This window comes from Streptomyces sp. NPDC056169, from assembly GCF_042268445.1.
Lineage (GTDB): Bacteria > Actinomycetota > Actinomycetes > Streptomycetales > Streptomycetaceae > Streptomyces.
The window spans coordinates 37139-53217 of record NZ_JBHJUO010000011.1; the positions used below are offsets into that span (position 1 = coordinate 37139).

A 16079-nucleotide genomic window follows, 5' to 3' on the forward strand; every position below is an offset into this window, starting at 1 on the left:
CGTCCCCTGGGAGTTCCCGCGATGAGCACGGCCACCACCCGGCGTCACGAGCGGCGGATCAGCCCCGTCTTCCTGGCGATCCTCGCCGTCATGGCCGTCACCGGCTGGGCGGTGTGGACGGACTTCGCCGCCTTGCCCGGGCTCGCGGTGTTCCTCTTCGTGACCTCGGCGTGGGTGGTGTCGCTCTGTCTCCACGAGTACGCGCACGCCCGCACCGCCCTGCACGGCGGGGACATCACGGTCGGGGCGAAGGGCTATCTGACCCTGAACCCGCTCGCGTACACCCACGCGTGGCTGAGCATCATCCTGCCCGTGCTGTTCGTGATCATGGGCGGGATCGGTCTGCCGGGCGGGGCGGTCTTCATCGAGCAGGGCCGGATCAAGGGGCGCTGGAAGCACAGCCTGATCTCGGCGGCGGGCCCGCTGGCGAACGTCCTCTTCGCGCTGGTCTGCACCGCGCCGTTCTGGCTGGACGCGCTGGACGGCGTGCCCGTCGCCTTCCGGTACGCGCTGGCGTTCCTGGCGTTCCTCCAGGTGACGGCCGCGCTCCTGAACTTCCTGCCGGTGCCGGGCCTCGACGGCTACGGCGTCGTGGAGCCCTGGCTGTCGTACAAGGTGAAGCGGCAGATCGAGCCGTACGCGCCGTACGGCTTCTTCATCGTGATCGCGCTGCTGTTCGTGCCGGCGGTCAACGGCGCCTTCTTCGACGCGATCGACGCGCTGATGAAGACCCTGGGGGTGTCGGAGGACAGCCGGTACTGCGGTGCGCAGCTGTTCCGGTTCTGGCAGGAGACGCCGGAGTTCTGCCGGGTCTAGGGCCGGACGGGCCCTAGGGGGTGTCTTGTCGATCAGGCCGGATCAGGGAGCGGCGTCTGGTGCCGTGGATCGCAAGGCGGAGGAGGGAGTCGACGCGGAGCGTCGGCGAGTGACGACAACGCGGCGAGGCACGGTGCCAGACGCCGCGAGCCCGGCCTGATCGGCAAGACACCCCCTAGACCTGCGGTGCGGTGGCGGCGGCCTGCTTTTCGATCTTCGCTCGGCGGACGTAGTACCACGCCATGTTCGAGGAGAGGCCCGCGAGGAGGACCCAGATCACGCCCAGGAAGCTGCCCTGGACGAAGGAGACGACGGCCGCGGCGACGGCCAGGGCGCAGACCACGAGGGCGTAGAGGGCGAGGCGGGGCATGGGGGACGGCTCCTGTCCGGGTACGGCTGCTGGTGCCCGTCCAGTGTCCCCCATGCCGCGCGCCCGGCCGGGACCGGCTCAGATGTCGGTGACCCGGAGGCCCGCGTGGGCCTTGTAGCGCCGGTTCACCGAGATCAGGTTCGCGACGAGCGACTCGACCTGGTGGGCGTTGCGCAGGCGGCCGGCGAAGACGCCGCGCATGCCGGGAATGCGGCCGGCGAGCGCCTGGACGAGCTCGACGTCGGCGCGCTCCTCGCCGAGGACCATCACGTCCGTGTCGATCTCCTCCAGGGAGGCGTCCTGGAGGAGGACGGCGGAGAGGTGGTGGAAGGCGGCGGCCACCCGCGAGTCCGGGAGGAGCGCGGCGGCCTGCTCGGCGGCGGAGCCCTCCTCGGGCTTCAGGGCGTAGGCGCCCTTCTTGTCGAAGCCGAGCGGGTTGACGCAGTCGACGACGAGCTTCCCGACGAGCTCGTCGCGCAGCGACTCCAGGGTCTTGGCGTGTCCGTCCCACGGCACGGCGACGATCACGATGTCGCTGCGCCGGGCGCACTCGGCGTTGTCGGCGCCCTCGACGCCGTGGCCGAGCTCCTCGGCCACGGCCTGCGCGCGGTCGGCGGCCCGGGAGCCGATGATCACCTTCTGGCCGGCCTTGGCGAGCCGGTAGGCGAGGCCGCGGCCCTGCTCGCCGGTGCCGCCGAGGACGCCGACGACGAGCCCGGAGACGTCGGGGAGGTCCCACGGGTCCTTGGGGGCGGGCTTGGGGGTGGCGGTGGAGTCGGTGGAGGTGGAGGCAGTCGAGGAAGTCATGGGCCGACATTACCGAGCGGTCGGGGCGCCGGGGCCCGTCCCGTACGGGTGGAACCGACCACAACCGGCCACGCCCGGGGCGCCGCTGCGGCAGGATGCCACCCCATGGATGCCGTACGGGTCGCGTTGCTGCGGGAAGTGCTCGCCGGGACGGAGTGGCCTCGGGCGGCCCGCCGCTTCGCGGGGGCGCTCCGCTCCTCGGTCGTGCCGCACCGGGGCGGTCTGCTGCTCGTCGGCACGGAGGAGTACGAGCCCTGGCACCTGGCGGCGCACCTCGTCGACGAGGCGGCCTGGTCGGGGCTGCCGGAGCTGGCGCCCACGCTCGTACGGCACCGGGTGCGGCCGGGTGACCCGGCGCATCTGGCGGTCGGTCTCGGCCGTCTGGAGGCGGCGGGGCGCGGGGCGACGCTGCTGATGGTGGCGCCGGAGCGGCCGGACGCGGGGCTGCTCCAGCGGGTGCACGACGCCCGGCGGGCGGGGGCGACGGTGCTCTCGCTCGACGGCGGCGACGCGGAGGTGCGGGGCCTCGCCCACGAGACGCTCACGGTGGCGGAGGGCGCGGAGGTCGACCTGGACACGGTGCAGCACCTGGTGAGCGCGGCGGCCGGGGAGAACAGCCTGCCGTCGCCGCGCGGGAGCCGTCGCTTCCGAGACCGGCTCTCGGACCTCGCCGACCGGCTGACGGCACCGCCACCGGCCCGCTGGTAGGCGAGGGGACCCGGCTCGCTGGTAGACGAGGGGAACCGGTTCGCTGGGAGAAGAGGGGAACCGGCTCGCCTGCCGGCATATTCGGTTGCCCGGGCGTTCTCCTGGCCGGAACATGACCCCTCGTGTCCTCTGCCTCCCCCGAACCCTCCGCCAAACGCTCCCCCAAGCTCTCCGCCCTCCTGCCCGATCTGGCTCCCTGGCGCGCGTCCCGCGACTTCCGGCTCCTGTGGATCCAGGGGCTCGTGACCTACTTCGCCAGCGCGATGGCGATGATCGCCCTGCCGCTCCAGATCAAGGAGCTGACGAACTCGCCGCTCGCGGTCGGTGCGATGGGCGCGGTCGAGCTGGTGCCGCTGGTCGTCTTCGGGCTGTACGGCGGCGCGCTCGCCGACGCCGTCGACCGGCGGAAGGTGATCGTGGGGACGGAGGCGGGTCTCGGCGTGCTCGCCCTGCTCCTGCTGCTCAACGCGCTGCTGCCGGAGCCGATGCTCTGGCCGCTGTACGTGGTCGCGGCCGGTGTCTCCGCGCTCGCGGGGCTCCAGCGTCCCGCGCTCGACTCGCTGCTCGCCCGGATCGTGCCGCACGAGCAGCAGACGGCCGCGGCGGCCCTCAACTCCCTGCGCTGGCAGATCGGCTCCATCGCGGGACCGTCGGTCGCGGGGCTCGTCGTCGCGCTGGCGGGGCACGCCCCGGCGTACGCGGTGACGATCGTCGGCTTCGCCGCCTCGGTGCTCATGTGCCGCCGGCTCTCCCCCGCGCCGCCCGCGCACGACGCGGAGAAGCCCTCGCTGCGGGGCATCGCGGAGGGCGCGCGGTACGCCTGGTCGCGGCCGGTGCTGCTCGGCACGTACGCGATCGACCTCGCGGCGATGTTCTTCGCCTTCCCGAACACGATCTTCCCGTTCCTCGCGGACGAGCTGGACGCGGACTGGTCCCTCGGCCTGATGTACGCGGCGGGCTCGGTCGGCTCGCTGGTGCTCGGTCTGACCAGCGGCTGGACGTCGAGGGTGCGGCGGCACGGGCTGCTCGTGGTGGGCGGCGCCGCCGGCTGGGGTCTGGCGATCGCGGCGGCCGGCTGGTTCGGGAACATCTGGCTCGTCCTGCTCTGCCTGGCCTTCGCGGGCGCCGGCGACATGCTGAGCGGGCTCGGCCGGGCCACGATCTGGAACCAGACGATCCCGGAGGAGCTGCGCGGGCGGCTGGCCGGCATCGAGGTGCTGTCCTACAGCGTCGGCCCGCAGCTGGGCCAGGTCCGGGCGGGCGTGATGGCCGGCTGGACCGGCACCAGGGCGGCCGTCTGGTCGGGCGGCGTGGCCTGTGTCGCCTCGGTGGGGCTGCTCTGCCTGGCGCTGCCGAAGCTGCTCACGTACGACTCCGAGACGGACGAGGACTCGCTGCGCCGCAAGGCCCAGCAGGAGGCCGCCGCGGCCCGGGAGGCGGCCGGGGCCGTGTGAACGGTCCCGGCCGGCCCCCGTCCCGGGTCAAGCCGTCAGGCCGGGGGGTTCTCGTCCGGCCGCCCGCCCTCGTGCCAGCGCGGGTCGGTCTCCCACTCCAGGTTCCGCTCGCGGGCGGTCTCCATCGCGTGGGAGGCCTCCTCACGGCTGGCGTACGGGCCGAATCGGTTCTTCGCCGGGCACTCCGGGCCCTCCTCGACCTTCTTGTGCTCCAGGCAGTAGTACCACTCGCCGGGTTTGCCCACGGTCTTCTTCTTGAACAGGGCCATCGTCGTCGGCTCCTTCCTCCGAGACCATGCTGCCCCAGACGCGGTCGTTAGACTCGCTGACATGTCTGGCCAGTCGCTTCTCGTTCCGGGGGAGCTCTCCCCCCACCGCTCCGTCCCGGGCTCCATCCGCCGCCCCGAGTACGTCGGGAAGCCCGCCCCGACCCCGTACAGCGGGCCCGAGGTGCAGGATTCCGACACCATCGAACGGATGCGGATCGCCGGCCGCATCGCCGCGCAGGCGATGGAGGAGGCCGCCAAGCACATCGCTCCGGGGGTCACCACCGACGAGCTCGACCGGGTCGCCCATGAGTACATGTGCGACCACGGCGCCTACCCCTCGACCCTCGGCTACCGCGGGTTCCCGAAGTCTCTCTGCGCCTCGGTCAACGAGGTCATCTGCCACGGCATCCCGGACTCCACGGTGCTGCGGGACGGCGACATCGTGAACCTGGACGTCACCGCGTACATCAACGGCGTCCACGGCGACAACAACGCCACCTACCTCTGCGGCGACGTCGACGAGGAGTCGCGGCTGCTCGTGGAGCGGACCCGGGAGTCGCTGAACCGGGCCATCAAGGCCGTGCGGCCGGGCCGCCAGATCAACATCATCGGGCGGGTCATCGAGTCGTACGCCAAGCGCTTCGGGTACGGAGTCGTCCGCGACTTCACCGGGCACGGAATCAACTCGTCGTTCCACTCCGGCCTGATCGTCCCGCACTACGACTCCCCCCACCACACCACCGAGATCAAGACCGGCATGACCTTCACGATCGAGCCGATGCTGACGCTCGGCACGCACGACTACGACATGTGGGACGACGGCTGGACCGTGGTCACCAAGGACCGGAAGCGGACCGCGCAGTTCGAGCACACGCTCGTCGTGACCGAGAACGGGGCCGAAATTCTTACGTTGCCCTGACCTCTCGAACGGGTACGTTTTTACCGACAGGACGTCGGGAACCAGTTGACTTAGGTATGCCTAACTTGGCAGGATCAGCACTGGTTCCCGTCCCATCGGTCCCGGAGGCACGCCTTGGACACGCCCTTCTCCACGCTCATCCGTACGGCCTCGCACGAGCAGCACACGGAGGCGGAGACGTCGTCCTTCATGGGCGACCTCCTGGGCGGACGCCTCGCCGTCGACGCCTACGCCCGCTACACGGAGCAGCTCTGGTTCGTCTACCGCGCCCTGGAGGAGGGGGCGGAGGCGCTGCGCGAGGACCCGGTCGCCAGGCCCTTCATACAGACCGAGCTGTTCCGCACGACCGCCCTGGAGCAGGACCTCGCCCATCTGCGCGGCTCCGACTGGCGCGCCGGGGTCTCCCCGCTGCCCGCCACCGTCGCGTACGCCGAGCGGGTCGCGGAGTGCGCCCGTGACTGGCCCGCCGGTTACGTGGCCCACCACTACACGCGCTACCTGGGCGACCTGTCGGGCGGCCAGATCATCCGCGACAAGGCGGAGCGGACCTGGGGCTTCGCGCGCAAGGGCGACGGCGTGCGGTTCTACGTCTTCGACGAGATCGGCAACCCCGCCGCGTTCAAGCGGACCTACCGGGAGCTGCTCGACGCGGTGAACGCGGACGACCTGGAGAAGCAGCGGATCGTCGACGAGTGCAAGCGCGCCTTCGCCTTCAACAGCGCGGTCTTCCACCAGCTGGGAGGCGAGTTCCCGCTCAGCGCGTGAGCCTGTCCGGACCTAGCGCGTGAGCGTTCCCTCCAGGCGGACGCGTCCGCCCAACTCCACGATGCCGTCAGGGCCGGGGGCAGTGAGCAGCTGCGAACCCCGGCCCTGCGTGATGTTCAGGGCCCGTCCCAGCTGTGCCGTCAGGAGCAGCGCCGCCGCACCGGTCGCCTCGTCCTCGTCGATGCCGTCGCCGCGCCCCGGGAACCCGCGCGCCCTGACCCGGCCCGCGGCCTCCTCCTGCCAGGCCCAGGCGTAGATCCACTCGCCGGGCTCGGGCACCTCCAGGGCCTCCACCTCGGCGACGGAGCCGTACTGGCGCAGCGTCCGCGGCGGGGCCCACTCGGCGCGCGCCGCGATCCAGGTGAACTCCCCGTCCCCACGCACCCACACCTCACCGGCGGGCGGGCAGACGACCTCCAGGTCGAGCAGCCAGGCGGCACCTATGAGCGGGTGCCCGGCGAACGGCAGCCGCACGCCGGGGGTGTAGATGTCGACGTGCCCGCGCTCCGGGTCGTCCACGAACACCGTCTCGCTGAAGCCGAGCTCCTTGGCAAGCGCCTGCCGGGAGGCCTCGTCGGGCTGGTGCCGGGGGTCCCGTACGACCCCGAGAGCGTTGCCGTGGCCTCCGTCGCCCGCACAGAAGACCCGGAGGACGTCGATGTCAGTGGCAGTCGTGTTCATGGCGGAATTCAATCACTAGGAGGTCTCGCTTCACCGGCGATCGAAGCGGCAGGGCCGCACCCGGGGATCGGGGACGGCCCTGCCTGTTGGGGGGGTGGCGGTAGAGGGGGTGTCGGTCAGGACTCCGTCGCGCGGCGGCGGACGGTGATGACGACGGCCGCGCCCGCGCCGGCGATCAGGCCGGAGGCGGCGAGGAGGAGGCCGGTCGGGGTGCCCGAGCCGGTGGCGGCGAGGGCCCCGGAGCCGCCGACGGAACCGGAGCCGCCGACCGTGCCCGCTCCCCCGGCCGCGCCCGTGCCGCCGACGGTGCCGGAACCGCCGACGGCCCCGGCGCCGCCCGTGGTGGACGAGCCGCCGGTGGTGCCGGTGGTGCCTGTGCCGCCCGTGGTGGACGAGCCGCCGCCGGAGGTCGACGGGAGCGAGGCGTCCTCGTCGGCCGCGAGGGTCACGGTCACCGGGTCCATCTCGGTGCCCGCGGGGTAGCCGCCCTGGCCGCCGGGGGCGTGGAACGTCGCGGAGCCGGCCGCCGTCAGCTTCGCCGGGAGGTCGGCGAGGGTGACGAGCCCCTTGTCCACGGTCCAGTCGGCCCGGGAGAGGTCCAGGTCGACCAGCGCCACGTCGTTCTTCGTGCCCGCGGCGCTCGCGACGTCGGCGGTCAGGATGCCGGTGGTGCCCGTCGCCTTCACCTTCAGGTCCGTGACGGTCCAGTCGATGCCGTGCGCGGCGCAGACGAAGGCGAGCTTGCCGGAGAAGGCGGCCTCGGCCTTGCGGGCGTCGGCGTCGAGGTCGGCCTTGACGAAGCCGAAGTCGTAGGCGGAGCCCCGCTTCACGGCGCCGCCGGAGGCGGTGACGGAGCCGCCGCACATCTCGCCGACGTACCGCTGCCAGCTCTGCTTGACGCCCCAGGTGAGCCTGCCGTCGACGACGCCGGACGGGTCGGTCGGCGGCTGCGTCGTGGGGGCGGTGGTGGTCGGGGCCGGAGAGGTCGGGGAGGTCGGGGAGGTCGGGGCCGTGGTGGTGGGCGCGGGGGACGTGGGGGCCGTCGTGGTGGGCGCCGGGGACGTCGGGGCCGTGGTCGTCGGCGTGACGGGCGGGGTGGTCGGGGGCTCGGTGGTCACGGGCGGCGTGGTCGGCGGCTCCGTGGTCGGGGGCGCGGTCGTCGGCCGGGCGCCCGCCTTCACGGTGAGCGTGGCCGCGTCGAGCTGGTCGCCCTCCTTGTAGAAGCCCGCGAACGCCGCGGCGCCGTCCTTCGTCAGCTTCGCCGGTATGTCCCTGAACACCATGGCGCCGCCCGCACCCTGGCCCGGCCTGACGCCCGTCATGTCGAGCGCGGCGAAGGCGATGTCGTCACGCGTGCTGAAGCTGCCGTCCTTCTCCTTGGTGACGACGTCCGCGACGATCTCGCCGGTCGGCGCCGCCGTTCCCTTCGTCGTCAGCCTGACGTCCGAGATGCGGATGTCGAGGGCGCCCGAGTGGGCCTCGAAGTGGACGCCGCCGCGGAAGGAGTTGGCCGTGGCGTGGGTGCCCGTGTCGTACGTACCGGTGCCCTCGACGAAGGTGAAGACGCCGTTGTTCGCGGCCTGCCGGGCGCCGCCCTCGACGGTGGTCTTCCCGTGGGCGAAGGGCTGCGCCAGGTACGAGCGGAAGGACTGCTTGATGCCCCAGTCCAGGGTGCCGTCGCTCAGCGCCATCGGGGGCGCGGCGTCGGCGGCCGAGGCGGGCAGGGCGAGGGCGACGGCGCCCGTGCCGAGGGCGGCGGCCGTGGCGACGGCGGCGGCCAGGGTGACGGATCGGCGCAAGCGGAAGGGGGTGGCCATGGCGGGGGTTCTCCTAGGTGGTGCGCGGGGGGCGGCGCAGGGGGGGGTGCGCGCGGGGGCGTGGCGTAAGGCGGGGCGTGGGGGCGGGGCGTGAGGCGGCGCGCCGGGGCGGCGCGTCGGGGCGGCGCGTCGGGGCGGCGCGTCGGGGCGGTACGGGTGAGGGGGCGGTGTGCGGCAGGGGTAAGCCCATGGGGGTCAGTCCGTGGGAGTGCCGGTGCGGCGGCGGCGTACGGCGACGAAGACCCCGAGCGCGGCGGCGAGGAGCACACCCGCGCCGATCGCGACGTACGTGCCGGTGGAGGAGTCGGAGGTCCCGGCCGCCGCGACGGACGGAGCGGCGGGGGCGGCCGGCTTCGTCGGGGCGGCGGAGGACGTGACCCCACTGCCGAGGTCCGGGAGCGCCGGCAGTTTCGCCGTGGCGTCGACGGTGACGGCGAGCGACACCGGATCCATCGCGGTCCCCGCCTTGTACATCCCGCCGAAGGCCTTGGCGCCGCCCTCGGTGAGGGTGGCGGGTGCCTCGGTGACGGCGGCGAGGCCGTTCTCCGGGGCGAAGTCCCGGGCGGGGAAGGTGACCAGGGGTACGGCCTTCGTGGTCGTCCCGGCGCTGGTGACGTCGGCGCTGAGCGTGCCCGTGCCGCCGGTCACCTTCGCGGTGACCCCGGAGAGCGTGAGGTCGAGGTGGGCGCCGGTGAAGCGGACGCTGCCCGCGAAGGCCGCGTCGAGGGTCTGCTTCCTCGCGTCGTACGCGCCCTTGCCGCTCGGGAAGCGGAAGAGCGCGCCGCCGTCCTGGGCGCCGTCGGCGAGGGTCCACCTGCCCTGGGCGATGGCTCCGGTGACGTACTCGCGGAAGGTGCGGCGGACACCCCAGTCGACCGCCGCGGTCCTGATCGGGCTGGTGCTCGCGGGCGCATTGGGGGAACTCGCCGTGGGCGACGGACTCGTGGGGGGCTTCGCCGTCGACTCGGTGGCCGGCGGGGCGGCCCGCACGGTGGTGGGTGCGGTGGTGGGTGCGGCCTGCTTCGGGGTCTGGACGTCGACGGTGAGGCTGACGGGGTCGAGCTGCGTGCCGGCCGGGTAGTAGCCGGCGAAGGCCGCGGCGCCCTGCGCGGTGAGCGTGGCCGGGACGCCGTTGAGGGCGAGGGGGCTGCCGCCGCCGCGCATGTCGATGCCGCCGAGGTTCAGGGTGGCCATCGGCACCTGCGCCGTGACGCTCATGCGCCCGCTGCCCTTGGCCTTGCTCGCCATGTCGGCGTAGAGGGTGCCGTGTCCGCCCCGGACGACGACACGGGGGCGGCTGACGGTGAGGTCGAGCTCGTTCGTGCCGTCCGCCTTCCGGTGGCCGGTGAAGTGGACGCCGCCGGCGAAGGCGGCCTCGAAGGTGCCGGTCCCGGGGTCGTACGAGCCCTGCGCGGAGTGGAAGCGGAACTGGCTGCCGCCGACGGTGGCGGCTCCGCCGGTGAGGCTCCAACTGCCTTGCGCGATGGGCCCGGTGACGTAGCTCTGGAAGGAGGTCTTGATGCCCCAGTCGAGCCGCCCGCCCTGCACCGTGCGGTCCTCCGCGTGGGCGGCGGAGGCCGGGATCAGGGCGGCGAGCAGGGCCGTGAACAGGGTCACGGCGAGCGCGCGGGCGGGTCTGGACAGCAGCATGGAACCCCTCCGAGGACTGGCTAGTGAGGTAAGGCTAACCTAAGCTGCATCGAGCCCCGGCCGGAACCCCTCCGGCCCGTACGCGGCAGAACGAACGACGACAGGACGGTGTCCGGTGCGCAGAACTCGCCTCGCGGGAGCGCTGACAGCAGCGCTCGCCCTCGCCCTCGCGGCGACCGGCTGCGGCGGCGGAAGCGGCGGCGGGACCGCCCCGGGCGGGTCGTCGGCCAAGAGCGCCGCCACCGCCCCCGACCGGGTCGAGCCGCTCGCCGCCCCGGTCGCGCCCCGACTCCCCGTCACCGTCCCCTCGGCGGACGGGCGCGCGGTCGCCGTCACCTCCGCCGACCGGATCGTGCCGCTCAGCGGCTCCCTCAACGAGATCGTCTTCACGCTCGGTCTCGGCGGGAAGGTCGTCGCCCGCGACATCACCGCGACCTTCGAACAGGCCGCGGAACTCCCGGTGGTGACCCGCGCCCACGACGTCTCCGCCGAGAGCGTGCTCTCGCTGCGGCCCACCGTCGTCCTCGCCGAGTCCACCACGGGACCGGCCGAGGCCATCGCCCAGATCCGGGATGCGGGCGTCCCCCTCGTCGTCGTGAAGCCCGCCAAGGAGCTCGCCGACGTCGGCACCCGCATCGACGCGGTCGCCGCCGCCCTCGGCGTGCGCGACTCCGGCACGGCGCTCAAGGAGCGCACCCAGGAGCGGATCGACGCCGTACGGAAGGGGATCCCGGCCCGCGAGGAGAAGCCGCGGGTGGCCTTCCTCTACGTCCGCGGCTCGGCCGCCGTCTATCTGCTAGGCGGCGCCGAGTCCGGTGCGAGCTCCCTGCTCGAAGCGGCCGGAGCGGTCGACGCGGGCAAGGAGTCCGGGCTGAGGAAGGACTTCACCCCCCTCACCAGCGAGGCCCTCGCGCAGGCCGCGCCCGACGCGATCCTCGTCATGAGCAAGGGGCTCGACTCGGTCGGCGGGATCGACGGCCTGGTGAAGATCCCGGGTGTCGCCCAGACCCCGGCCGGCGCGGGCAAGCGGGTCGTCACCGTCGACGACGGCGTGCTCCTCAACTACGGCCCGCGCACCGACCAGGTCCTGAAGTCCCTGGTCGGCCAGTTGTACGGGGAGGAGAAGTGACGGCACTCCAGGATTCCCCGCAGCGCACCGCCGGCACGAAAGCCACGGACGCCACAGACGCCACGGACAGCACGGACAGCACGGAAGGCGCCAAGAGGGCGGCGGCCCCGCCCGCCCCCCGACCCCGGCGCGCCCGCTCCACCGTCCTCACCGTCACCCTCCTCGCCGTCCTGCTCCTCCTCTCCCTCCTCTCCGCCGGGATCGGGGCGTACGAGATCCCGCTGGGCGACGTCCTCGCCTCCGTCCAGCACCGGATCGGACTCGGCGGGCACGCCCTGGACCGCACGGCCGAGAGCGTCCTGTGGGACATCCGGCTCCCCCGGGTCGTCCTCGCCGTCCTCGTCGGCGCCTCGCTCGGCTGCGCGGGCGCTCTCATGCAGGGCGTGTTCGGCAACCCCCTCGCCGAGCCGGGCGTCATCGGCATCTCGGCGGGCGCGGCCGTCGGCGCGGTCGGCGCGATCGCGCTCGGGCTCACCTTCCTCGGGAACTGGACGGTGACCGTCTGCGCCTTCGTCGCCGGTCTGGCGACCGTGCTGCTCGTGTACGCGATGTCCCGTTCGGGCGGCCGTACGGAGGTGGTGACCCTGATCCTCACCGGCATCGCGGTCAACGCCTTCGCGGGCGCGCTGATCGGCCTCTTCCTCTTCTTCGCCGACAACGCGCAGGTCACCCAGATCACCTTCTGGCAGCTCGGCTCGCTCGCCCAGGCCACCTGGCCCAAGGTCCTCGCCGTGCTGCCCTGCGCGCTCCTCGGTCTGGCCGTCGCCCCCTTCCACTCCCGCCGGCTCGACCTCCTCGCGCTCGGCGAACGGCCCGCCCGGCACCTGGGCGTGGACGTGGAGCGGCTGCGGGTCGCGCTGATCCTGGTGGTGGCGCTGCTCACCGCGGCGGCGGTCGCGGTCGCGGGGATCATCACCTTCGTCGGTCTGCTCGTCCCGCACCTGCTGCGGATGGCGAACGGCCCCGGCCACCGCTTCCTGGTGCCGGGCAGCGCGCTGGGCGGCGCGGTCGTCCTCGCGGCCGGCGATCTGGCGGCCCGTACGGTCGCGGCCCCGGCCGAACTCCCCCTGGGCGTCCTCACCGCACTCCTCGGCAGCCCCTTCTTCTTCTGGCTGCTGCGCAGGACCCGTCGCAAGCAAGGTGGTTGGGCATGACATCCGCGGCATCCACGACGTCCGGGGCTTCCGTACGGCTCCGAGGGCTGCTCCCGCGGCGGCGCACCCGGGCGCTCCCCTCCCCCGCCGCGCGCGGCGAACTCGTCGCCGAGGCGGTCGGGCTGTGCGTCGCGCTCGGCGGCCGTGCCGTGCTCGACGGCGTCGGGATCGGGGTGCGGGCCGGGGAGGTGCTGGCCCTGGTGGGGCCCAACGGCGCCGGGAAGTCGACGCTGCTCGCCGCGCTCGCCGCCGACCTCGCCCCGAGCGCGGGGGAGGTACGGATCGGCGGGCGGCCCGCCGGGGACTGGCCGGCCGGTGAACTCGCCCTGCGCCGGGCGGTGCTGCCGCAGGCCGCCGCGCTCTCCTTCCCGTTCCCCGTCGCCGAGGTCGTCCGGATGGGGCGGGCGCCCTGGGCCGGGACCGGGCGGGAGGACGAGGACGAGGCGGCCGTCGCCCTCGCGATGGCGGCGACCGAGGTCGAGGCCTTCGCCGGGCGGCCGTTCTCCGCGCTGTCGGGCGGCGAGCGGGCCCGGGTCGCGCTGGCCCGGGTGCTGGCCCAGCGGGCCGGGCTCCTGCTGCTCGACGAGCCGACCGCCGCGCTCGACCTGCGCCACCAGGAACTGGTGCTGCGGGTCTGCCGGGAGCGCGCGGCGGCCGGGGACGCGGTGGTGGTCGTGCTGCACGACCTGGGGCTCGCCGCCGCCCACGCGGACCGGGTCGCGGTGCTGCACGGCGGCCGGATCGCGGCGGACGGCCCGCCCTCCGAGGTGCTCGACGCGGAGGTCCTGAGCCGGGTCTACCGGCAGCCCGTGGAGGTCTTCCCGCACCCGCGGACCGGGGTCCCCCTCGTCGTACCGATCCGTACCAACGAGTAGTAACAAACGGACAATTCACCTCTCTTGACCTTTCCTTGACCGTGCCATGAGGACTCCATGAGGACCCCGTGACCCGCCCGTGTCCGGCCCGCCGGAGCTGAGAGCTGAATCACCGGACGCATGGGTATGGCTGAGGTAAGCCTCGGTTAAGTTAGGTCCGCCTCACTCCCTGTCCCCGCGTTCCTGGAGTCCCCATGCGAGCCGTCCGCCTCTCCGTCGTCACCGCAGCCGCGACCGCGGCCGCCCTGACCGCCGTCACGGGCTGCGCCGAGAAGAGCGACGCCAAGGGCGCGGACGGCGCGGTCACCGTCGTCGCCAAGGACGACTCCTGCGAGGTCTCGAAGAAGGAGTTCCCGGCCGGTCACGTGACGCTCGCCGTCGAGAACCGCGGCTCCAAGGTGACCGAGGTCTACGTCCTCTACCCGGACGACCGGATCGTCGCCGAGCGCGAGAACATCGGCCCCGGCACCAAGGCCTCCCTCACCGCCGAGATCAAGGCCGGCGACTACGCCATCGCCTGCAAGCCCGGCATGAAGGGCGACGGCATCCGCCAGCAGGTCAAGGTCACCGGCGCGGGCACCGCCACCGCGAAGCGCTCCCCGGAGATGGACGCCGCCGTCGCCGCGTACCGCCAGTACGTCCAGGCGCAGGCCGACGCGACCCTGCCCAAGGTGAAGGTCTTCACCGACGCCGTCCGCGCCGGTGACATCGAGGCCGCCAAGAAGGCCTACGCCGAGTCCCGCATCGGCTGGGAGCGCACCGAGCCGGTCGCCGAGTCCTTCGGCGACATCGACCCGAAGGTCGACGTCCGCGAGGACGGTCTGGAGGAGGGCCAGGACCCGGCGAAGGACTGGACCGGCTGGCACCGCCTGGAGAAGGCGCTCTGGAAGGACAAGAAGCTCGGCGCCGCCGAGAAGCAGCTCGCGGACACCCTCGACAAGGACCTCGCGGACTGGGTGAAGCGCGTCGGCAAGGCCGAGATCACCCCGACCTCGATGGCCAACGGCGCCAAGGAGCTCCTCGACGAGGTCGCCTCCGGCAAGGTCACCGGCGAGGAGGAGCGTTACTCCCACACCGACCTCGTCGACTTCAAGGCGAACGTCGAGGGCGCGCAGAAGTCCTTCGAGCTGCTCAAGCCGGTCGCCACCAAGAACGACGCGAAGCTCGTCGCCGAGCTCGACAAGCAGTTCGCCGCGCTGAACACGCTGCTCGACAAGTACCGCACGGACAAGAGCAGCTACGTCTTCACCTCCTACGAGAAGGTCGGCAAGCCCGAGCGCAAGGAGCTCTCGGACGGCGTCAACGCGCTGGCCGAGCCGCTCTCCAAGCTCGCCGCCGCCGTCGTCAAGTAGTCGTCAACACCAGGAGGGACGGGGCCATGTCCGAGGAAACCCAGGAGCAGACCGAGGGCACGGCGCCCTCCCGCCGCAAGGTCATCGGCTGGGGCGGTGCCGGGCTCGCGCTCGGTGCCGCGGCGGCCGGCGGCGCCGTCGCCCTGACCCGGGACGGGGACGCCACGGCGCCCGTCGCGGACAGCGGCTCGGCCGTGCCCTTCCACGGCGCGCACCAGGCCGGCATCGCCACCGCCGTACAGGACCGGCTGCACTTCGCCGCCTTCGACGTGAAGACGAAGGACCGCGCGGAGCTGATCCAGCTCCTCAAGGACTGGACGCGGGCCGCCGAGCGGATGACGGCCGGCGCCGAGGTCGGCGAGGGCGCGTACGGCGGTCTCGCGGAGGCCCCGCCGGACGACACCGGCGAGGCCCTCGGCCTCAAGCCGTCCCGTCTCACCCTCACGATCGGCTTCGGCCCCTCGCTCTTCGACGGGCGTTTCGGGCTGAAGGACAAGCGGCCCGGGGCCTTGGTGGCGCTGCCCAAGTTCCCGGGCGACAACCTGGATCCGGCGCGCAGCGGCGGCGACCTCTGCGTCCAGGCCTGCGCGGACGACCCGCAGGTCGCCGTGCACGCCATCCGGAACCTCGCGCGGATCGGCTTCGGCAAGGTCGCGGTGCGCTGGTCGCAGCTGGGCTTCGGCAAGACGTCCTCGACGACCCCGGACGCCCAGACCCCGCGCAACCTCTTCGGCTTCAAGGACGGCACCCGCAACATCGCGGGCACCGAGACCGAGCGGCTCGCGAAGCACGTGTGGGTCTCCGGCAAGGACGCCGAGGGCCCGGCGGCGTGGATGGACGGCGGTTCGTACCTCGTCGCCCGCCGCATCCGCATGAACGTCGAGACCTGGGACCGCACCCCGCTCGGCGAGCAGGAGGACATCTTCGGCCGCGACAAGCGCGAGGGCGCGCCGGTCGGCAAGGCCAAGGAGCACGACGAGCCGTTCCTGAAGGCGATGAAGCCGGACTCGCACGTCCGGCTCGCCCACCCGGACAGCAACGGCGGGGCGACGATCCTGCGCCGCGGCTACTCGTTCACCGACGGCACGGACGGCCTCGGCCGGCTGGAGGCGGGCCTGTTCTTCCTGGCGTACCAGAAGGACGTCCGCAAGGGCTTCATCCCCGTCCAGACCTCGCTGGCCTCGGACGCCCTCAACGAATACATCCAGCACGTGGGTTCGGCACTGTTCGCCGTCCCGCCGGGCGTCCGGGACAAGGACGACTGGTGGGGCCGGGCACTGTTCTCCTGACGGGACTGACGGACAAGGAGCACC

16 protein-coding genes are annotated in these 16079 nt (G+C 73.2%); 10 read left to right on the plus strand and 6 right to left on the minus strand.

Annotated elements, in window-relative coordinates; all coding sequences use genetic code 11:
• The first annotated feature begins 21 nt into the window (after window positions 1-21).
• Window positions 22-816, plus strand: coding sequence for a site-2 protease family protein (locus tag ACFC0G_RS19035; RefSeq protein ID WP_376404607.1), 795 nt, complete (start codon window positions 22-24; stop codon window positions 814-816).
• A gap of 175 nt (window positions 817-991) precedes the next feature.
• Here ACFC0G_RS19035 and ACFC0G_RS19040 read toward each other — a convergent pair whose 3' ends face one another.
• Together ACFC0G_RS19040 and npdG are read right to left on the minus strand one after the other, a co-directional pair.
• The gene (locus ACFC0G_RS19040) at window positions 992-1240 is read right to left on the minus strand and encodes a hypothetical protein (protein WP_376404609.1); all 249 of its coding nucleotides are present in this window, start codon (window positions 1238-1240) and stop codon (window positions 992-994) included.
• 24 nt (window positions 1241-1264) lie between these two features.
• Window positions 1265-1993, minus strand: coding sequence for an NADPH-dependent F420 reductase (npdG, locus tag ACFC0G_RS19045; RefSeq protein ID WP_376404611.1), 729 nt, complete (start codon window positions 1991-1993; stop codon window positions 1265-1267).
• A 105-nt stretch (window positions 1994-2098) separates the two neighbouring features.
• Between npdG and ACFC0G_RS19050 the strand changes: the two genes are divergently transcribed.
• Window positions 2099-2701, plus strand: coding sequence for a hypothetical protein (locus tag ACFC0G_RS19050; RefSeq protein ID WP_125747711.1), 603 nt, complete (start codon window positions 2099-2101; stop codon window positions 2699-2701).
• Window positions 2702-2823: 122 nt separating this feature from the next.
• On the plus strand, window positions 2824-4155 hold the full coding sequence (locus tag ACFC0G_RS19055; protein WP_376404613.1) for an MFS transporter: 1332 nt from the start codon (window positions 2824-2826) through the stop codon (window positions 4153-4155).
• A gap of 35 nt (window positions 4156-4190) precedes the next feature.
• On the opposite strand, the gene ACFC0G_RS19060 is transcribed toward ACFC0G_RS19055, so the two are convergent.
• Window positions 4191-4424: a hypothetical protein gene (locus ACFC0G_RS19060; RefSeq protein WP_376404615.1), complete on the minus strand. Its 234-nt coding sequence runs from the start codon at window positions 4422-4424 to the stop codon at window positions 4191-4193.
• A 61-nt stretch (window positions 4425-4485) separates the two neighbouring features.
• On the opposite strand from ACFC0G_RS19060, the gene map reads away from it, so the two are divergent.
• On the plus strand, window positions 4486-5343 hold the full coding sequence (map, locus tag ACFC0G_RS19065) for a type I methionyl aminopeptidase (RefSeq protein WP_376404617.1): 858 nt from the start codon (window positions 4486-4488) through the stop codon (window positions 5341-5343).
• Between the two features lie 114 nt (window positions 5344-5457).
• The gene (locus tag ACFC0G_RS19070; RefSeq protein ID WP_376404619.1) at window positions 5458-6108 is read left to right on the plus strand and encodes a heme oxygenase (biliverdin-producing); all 651 of its coding nucleotides are present in this window, start codon (window positions 5458-5460) and stop codon (window positions 6106-6108) included.
• A 12-nt stretch (window positions 6109-6120) separates the two neighbouring features.
• On the opposite strand, the gene ACFC0G_RS19075 is transcribed toward ACFC0G_RS19070, so the two are convergent.
• The 3 genes from ACFC0G_RS19075 to ACFC0G_RS19085 all read right to left on the minus strand — a co-directional run bounded on the left by ACFC0G_RS19075 (window position 6121) and on the right by ACFC0G_RS19085 (window position 10256).
• Window positions 6121-6789, minus strand: coding sequence for a PhzF family phenazine biosynthesis protein (locus tag ACFC0G_RS19075; RefSeq protein ID WP_376404621.1), 669 nt, complete (start codon window positions 6787-6789; stop codon window positions 6121-6123).
• Between the two features lie 116 nt (window positions 6790-6905).
• The gene (locus tag ACFC0G_RS19080) at window positions 6906-8606 is read right to left on the minus strand and encodes an HtaA domain-containing protein (RefSeq protein ID WP_376404623.1); all 1701 of its coding nucleotides are present in this window, start codon (window positions 8604-8606) and stop codon (window positions 6906-6908) included.
• A 195-nt stretch (window positions 8607-8801) separates the two neighbouring features.
• Complete coding sequence (locus ACFC0G_RS19085) at window positions 8802-10256, minus strand: HtaA domain-containing protein (RefSeq protein WP_376404625.1); 1455 nt, start codon at window positions 10254-10256, stop codon at window positions 8802-8804.
• Between the two features lie 115 nt (window positions 10257-10371).
• On the opposite strand from ACFC0G_RS19085, the gene ACFC0G_RS19090 reads away from it, so the two are divergent.
• From ACFC0G_RS19090 to efeB, 5 genes are all read left to right on the plus strand, one after another.
• Window positions 10372-11385: a hemin ABC transporter substrate-binding protein gene (locus ACFC0G_RS19090; protein WP_376404627.1), complete on the plus strand. Its 1014-nt coding sequence runs from the start codon at window positions 10372-10374 to the stop codon at window positions 11383-11385.
• Complete coding sequence (locus ACFC0G_RS19095) at window positions 11382-12539, plus strand: FecCD family ABC transporter permease (protein WP_376404629.1); 1158 nt, start codon at window positions 11382-11384, stop codon at window positions 12537-12539. The genes ACFC0G_RS19090 and ACFC0G_RS19095 overlap by 4 nt, the downstream gene beginning before the upstream one ends.
• Window positions 12536-13414, plus strand: coding sequence for a heme ABC transporter ATP-binding protein (locus tag ACFC0G_RS19100; protein ID WP_376404631.1), 879 nt, complete (start codon window positions 12536-12538; stop codon window positions 13412-13414). The genes ACFC0G_RS19095 and ACFC0G_RS19100 overlap by 4 nt, the downstream gene beginning before the upstream one ends.
• A gap of 194 nt (window positions 13415-13608) precedes the next feature.
• A complete protein-coding gene (gene efeO, locus ACFC0G_RS19105) occupies window positions 13609-14766 on the plus strand; it encodes an iron uptake system protein EfeO (protein ID WP_376404633.1) in 1158 nt (385 codons plus the stop codon).
• Window positions 14767-14792: 26 nt separating this feature from the next.
• A complete protein-coding gene (efeB, locus tag ACFC0G_RS19110) occupies window positions 14793-16055 on the plus strand; it encodes an iron uptake transporter deferrochelatase/peroxidase subunit (RefSeq protein WP_376404635.1) in 1263 nt (420 codons plus the stop codon).
• Window positions 16056-16079: the final 24 nt, after the last annotated feature.

What these genes read in the sequence shown, in the direction of transcription:
- ACFC0G_RS19035 (WP_376404607.1), top strand. Translation starts at nt 22, where the DNA reads ATGAGCACGGCCACCACCCGGCGTCACGAGCGGCGGATCAGCCCCGTC.
- ACFC0G_RS19040 (WP_376404609.1), bottom strand. Translation starts at nt 1,240, where the DNA reads ATGGGGGACACTGGACGGGCACCAGCAGCCGTACCCGGACAGGAGCCG.
- npdG (WP_376404611.1), bottom strand. Translation starts at nt 1,993, where the DNA reads ATGACTTCCTCGACTGCCTCCACCTCCACCGACTCCACCGCCACCCCC.
- ACFC0G_RS19050 (WP_125747711.1), top strand. Translation starts at nt 2,099, where the DNA reads ATGGATGCCGTACGGGTCGCGTTGCTGCGGGAAGTGCTCGCCGGGACG.
- ACFC0G_RS19060 (WP_376404615.1), bottom strand. Translation starts at nt 4,424, where the DNA reads ATGGCCCTGTTCAAGAAGAAGACCGTGGGCAAACCCGGCGAGTGGTAC.
- map (WP_376404617.1), top strand. Translation starts at nt 4,486, where the DNA reads ATGTCTGGCCAGTCGCTTCTCGTTCCGGGGGAGCTCTCCCCCCACCGC.
- ACFC0G_RS19075 (WP_376404621.1), bottom strand. Translation starts at nt 6,789, where the DNA reads ATGAACACGACTGCCACTGACATCGACGTCCTCCGGGTCTTCTGTGCG.
- ACFC0G_RS19080 (WP_376404623.1), bottom strand. Translation starts at nt 8,606, where the DNA reads ATGGCCACCCCCTTCCGCTTGCGCCGATCCGTCACCCTGGCCGCCGCC.
- ACFC0G_RS19085 (WP_376404625.1), bottom strand. Translation starts at nt 10,256, where the DNA reads ATGCTGCTGTCCAGACCCGCCCGCGCGCTCGCCGTGACCCTGTTCACG.
- ACFC0G_RS19100 (WP_376404631.1), top strand. Translation starts at nt 12,536, where the DNA reads ATGACATCCGCGGCATCCACGACGTCCGGGGCTTCCGTACGGCTCCGA.
- efeO (WP_376404633.1), top strand. Translation starts at nt 13,609, where the DNA reads ATGCGAGCCGTCCGCCTCTCCGTCGTCACCGCAGCCGCGACCGCGGCC.
- efeB (WP_376404635.1), top strand. Translation starts at nt 14,793, where the DNA reads ATGTCCGAGGAAACCCAGGAGCAGACCGAGGGCACGGCGCCCTCCCGC.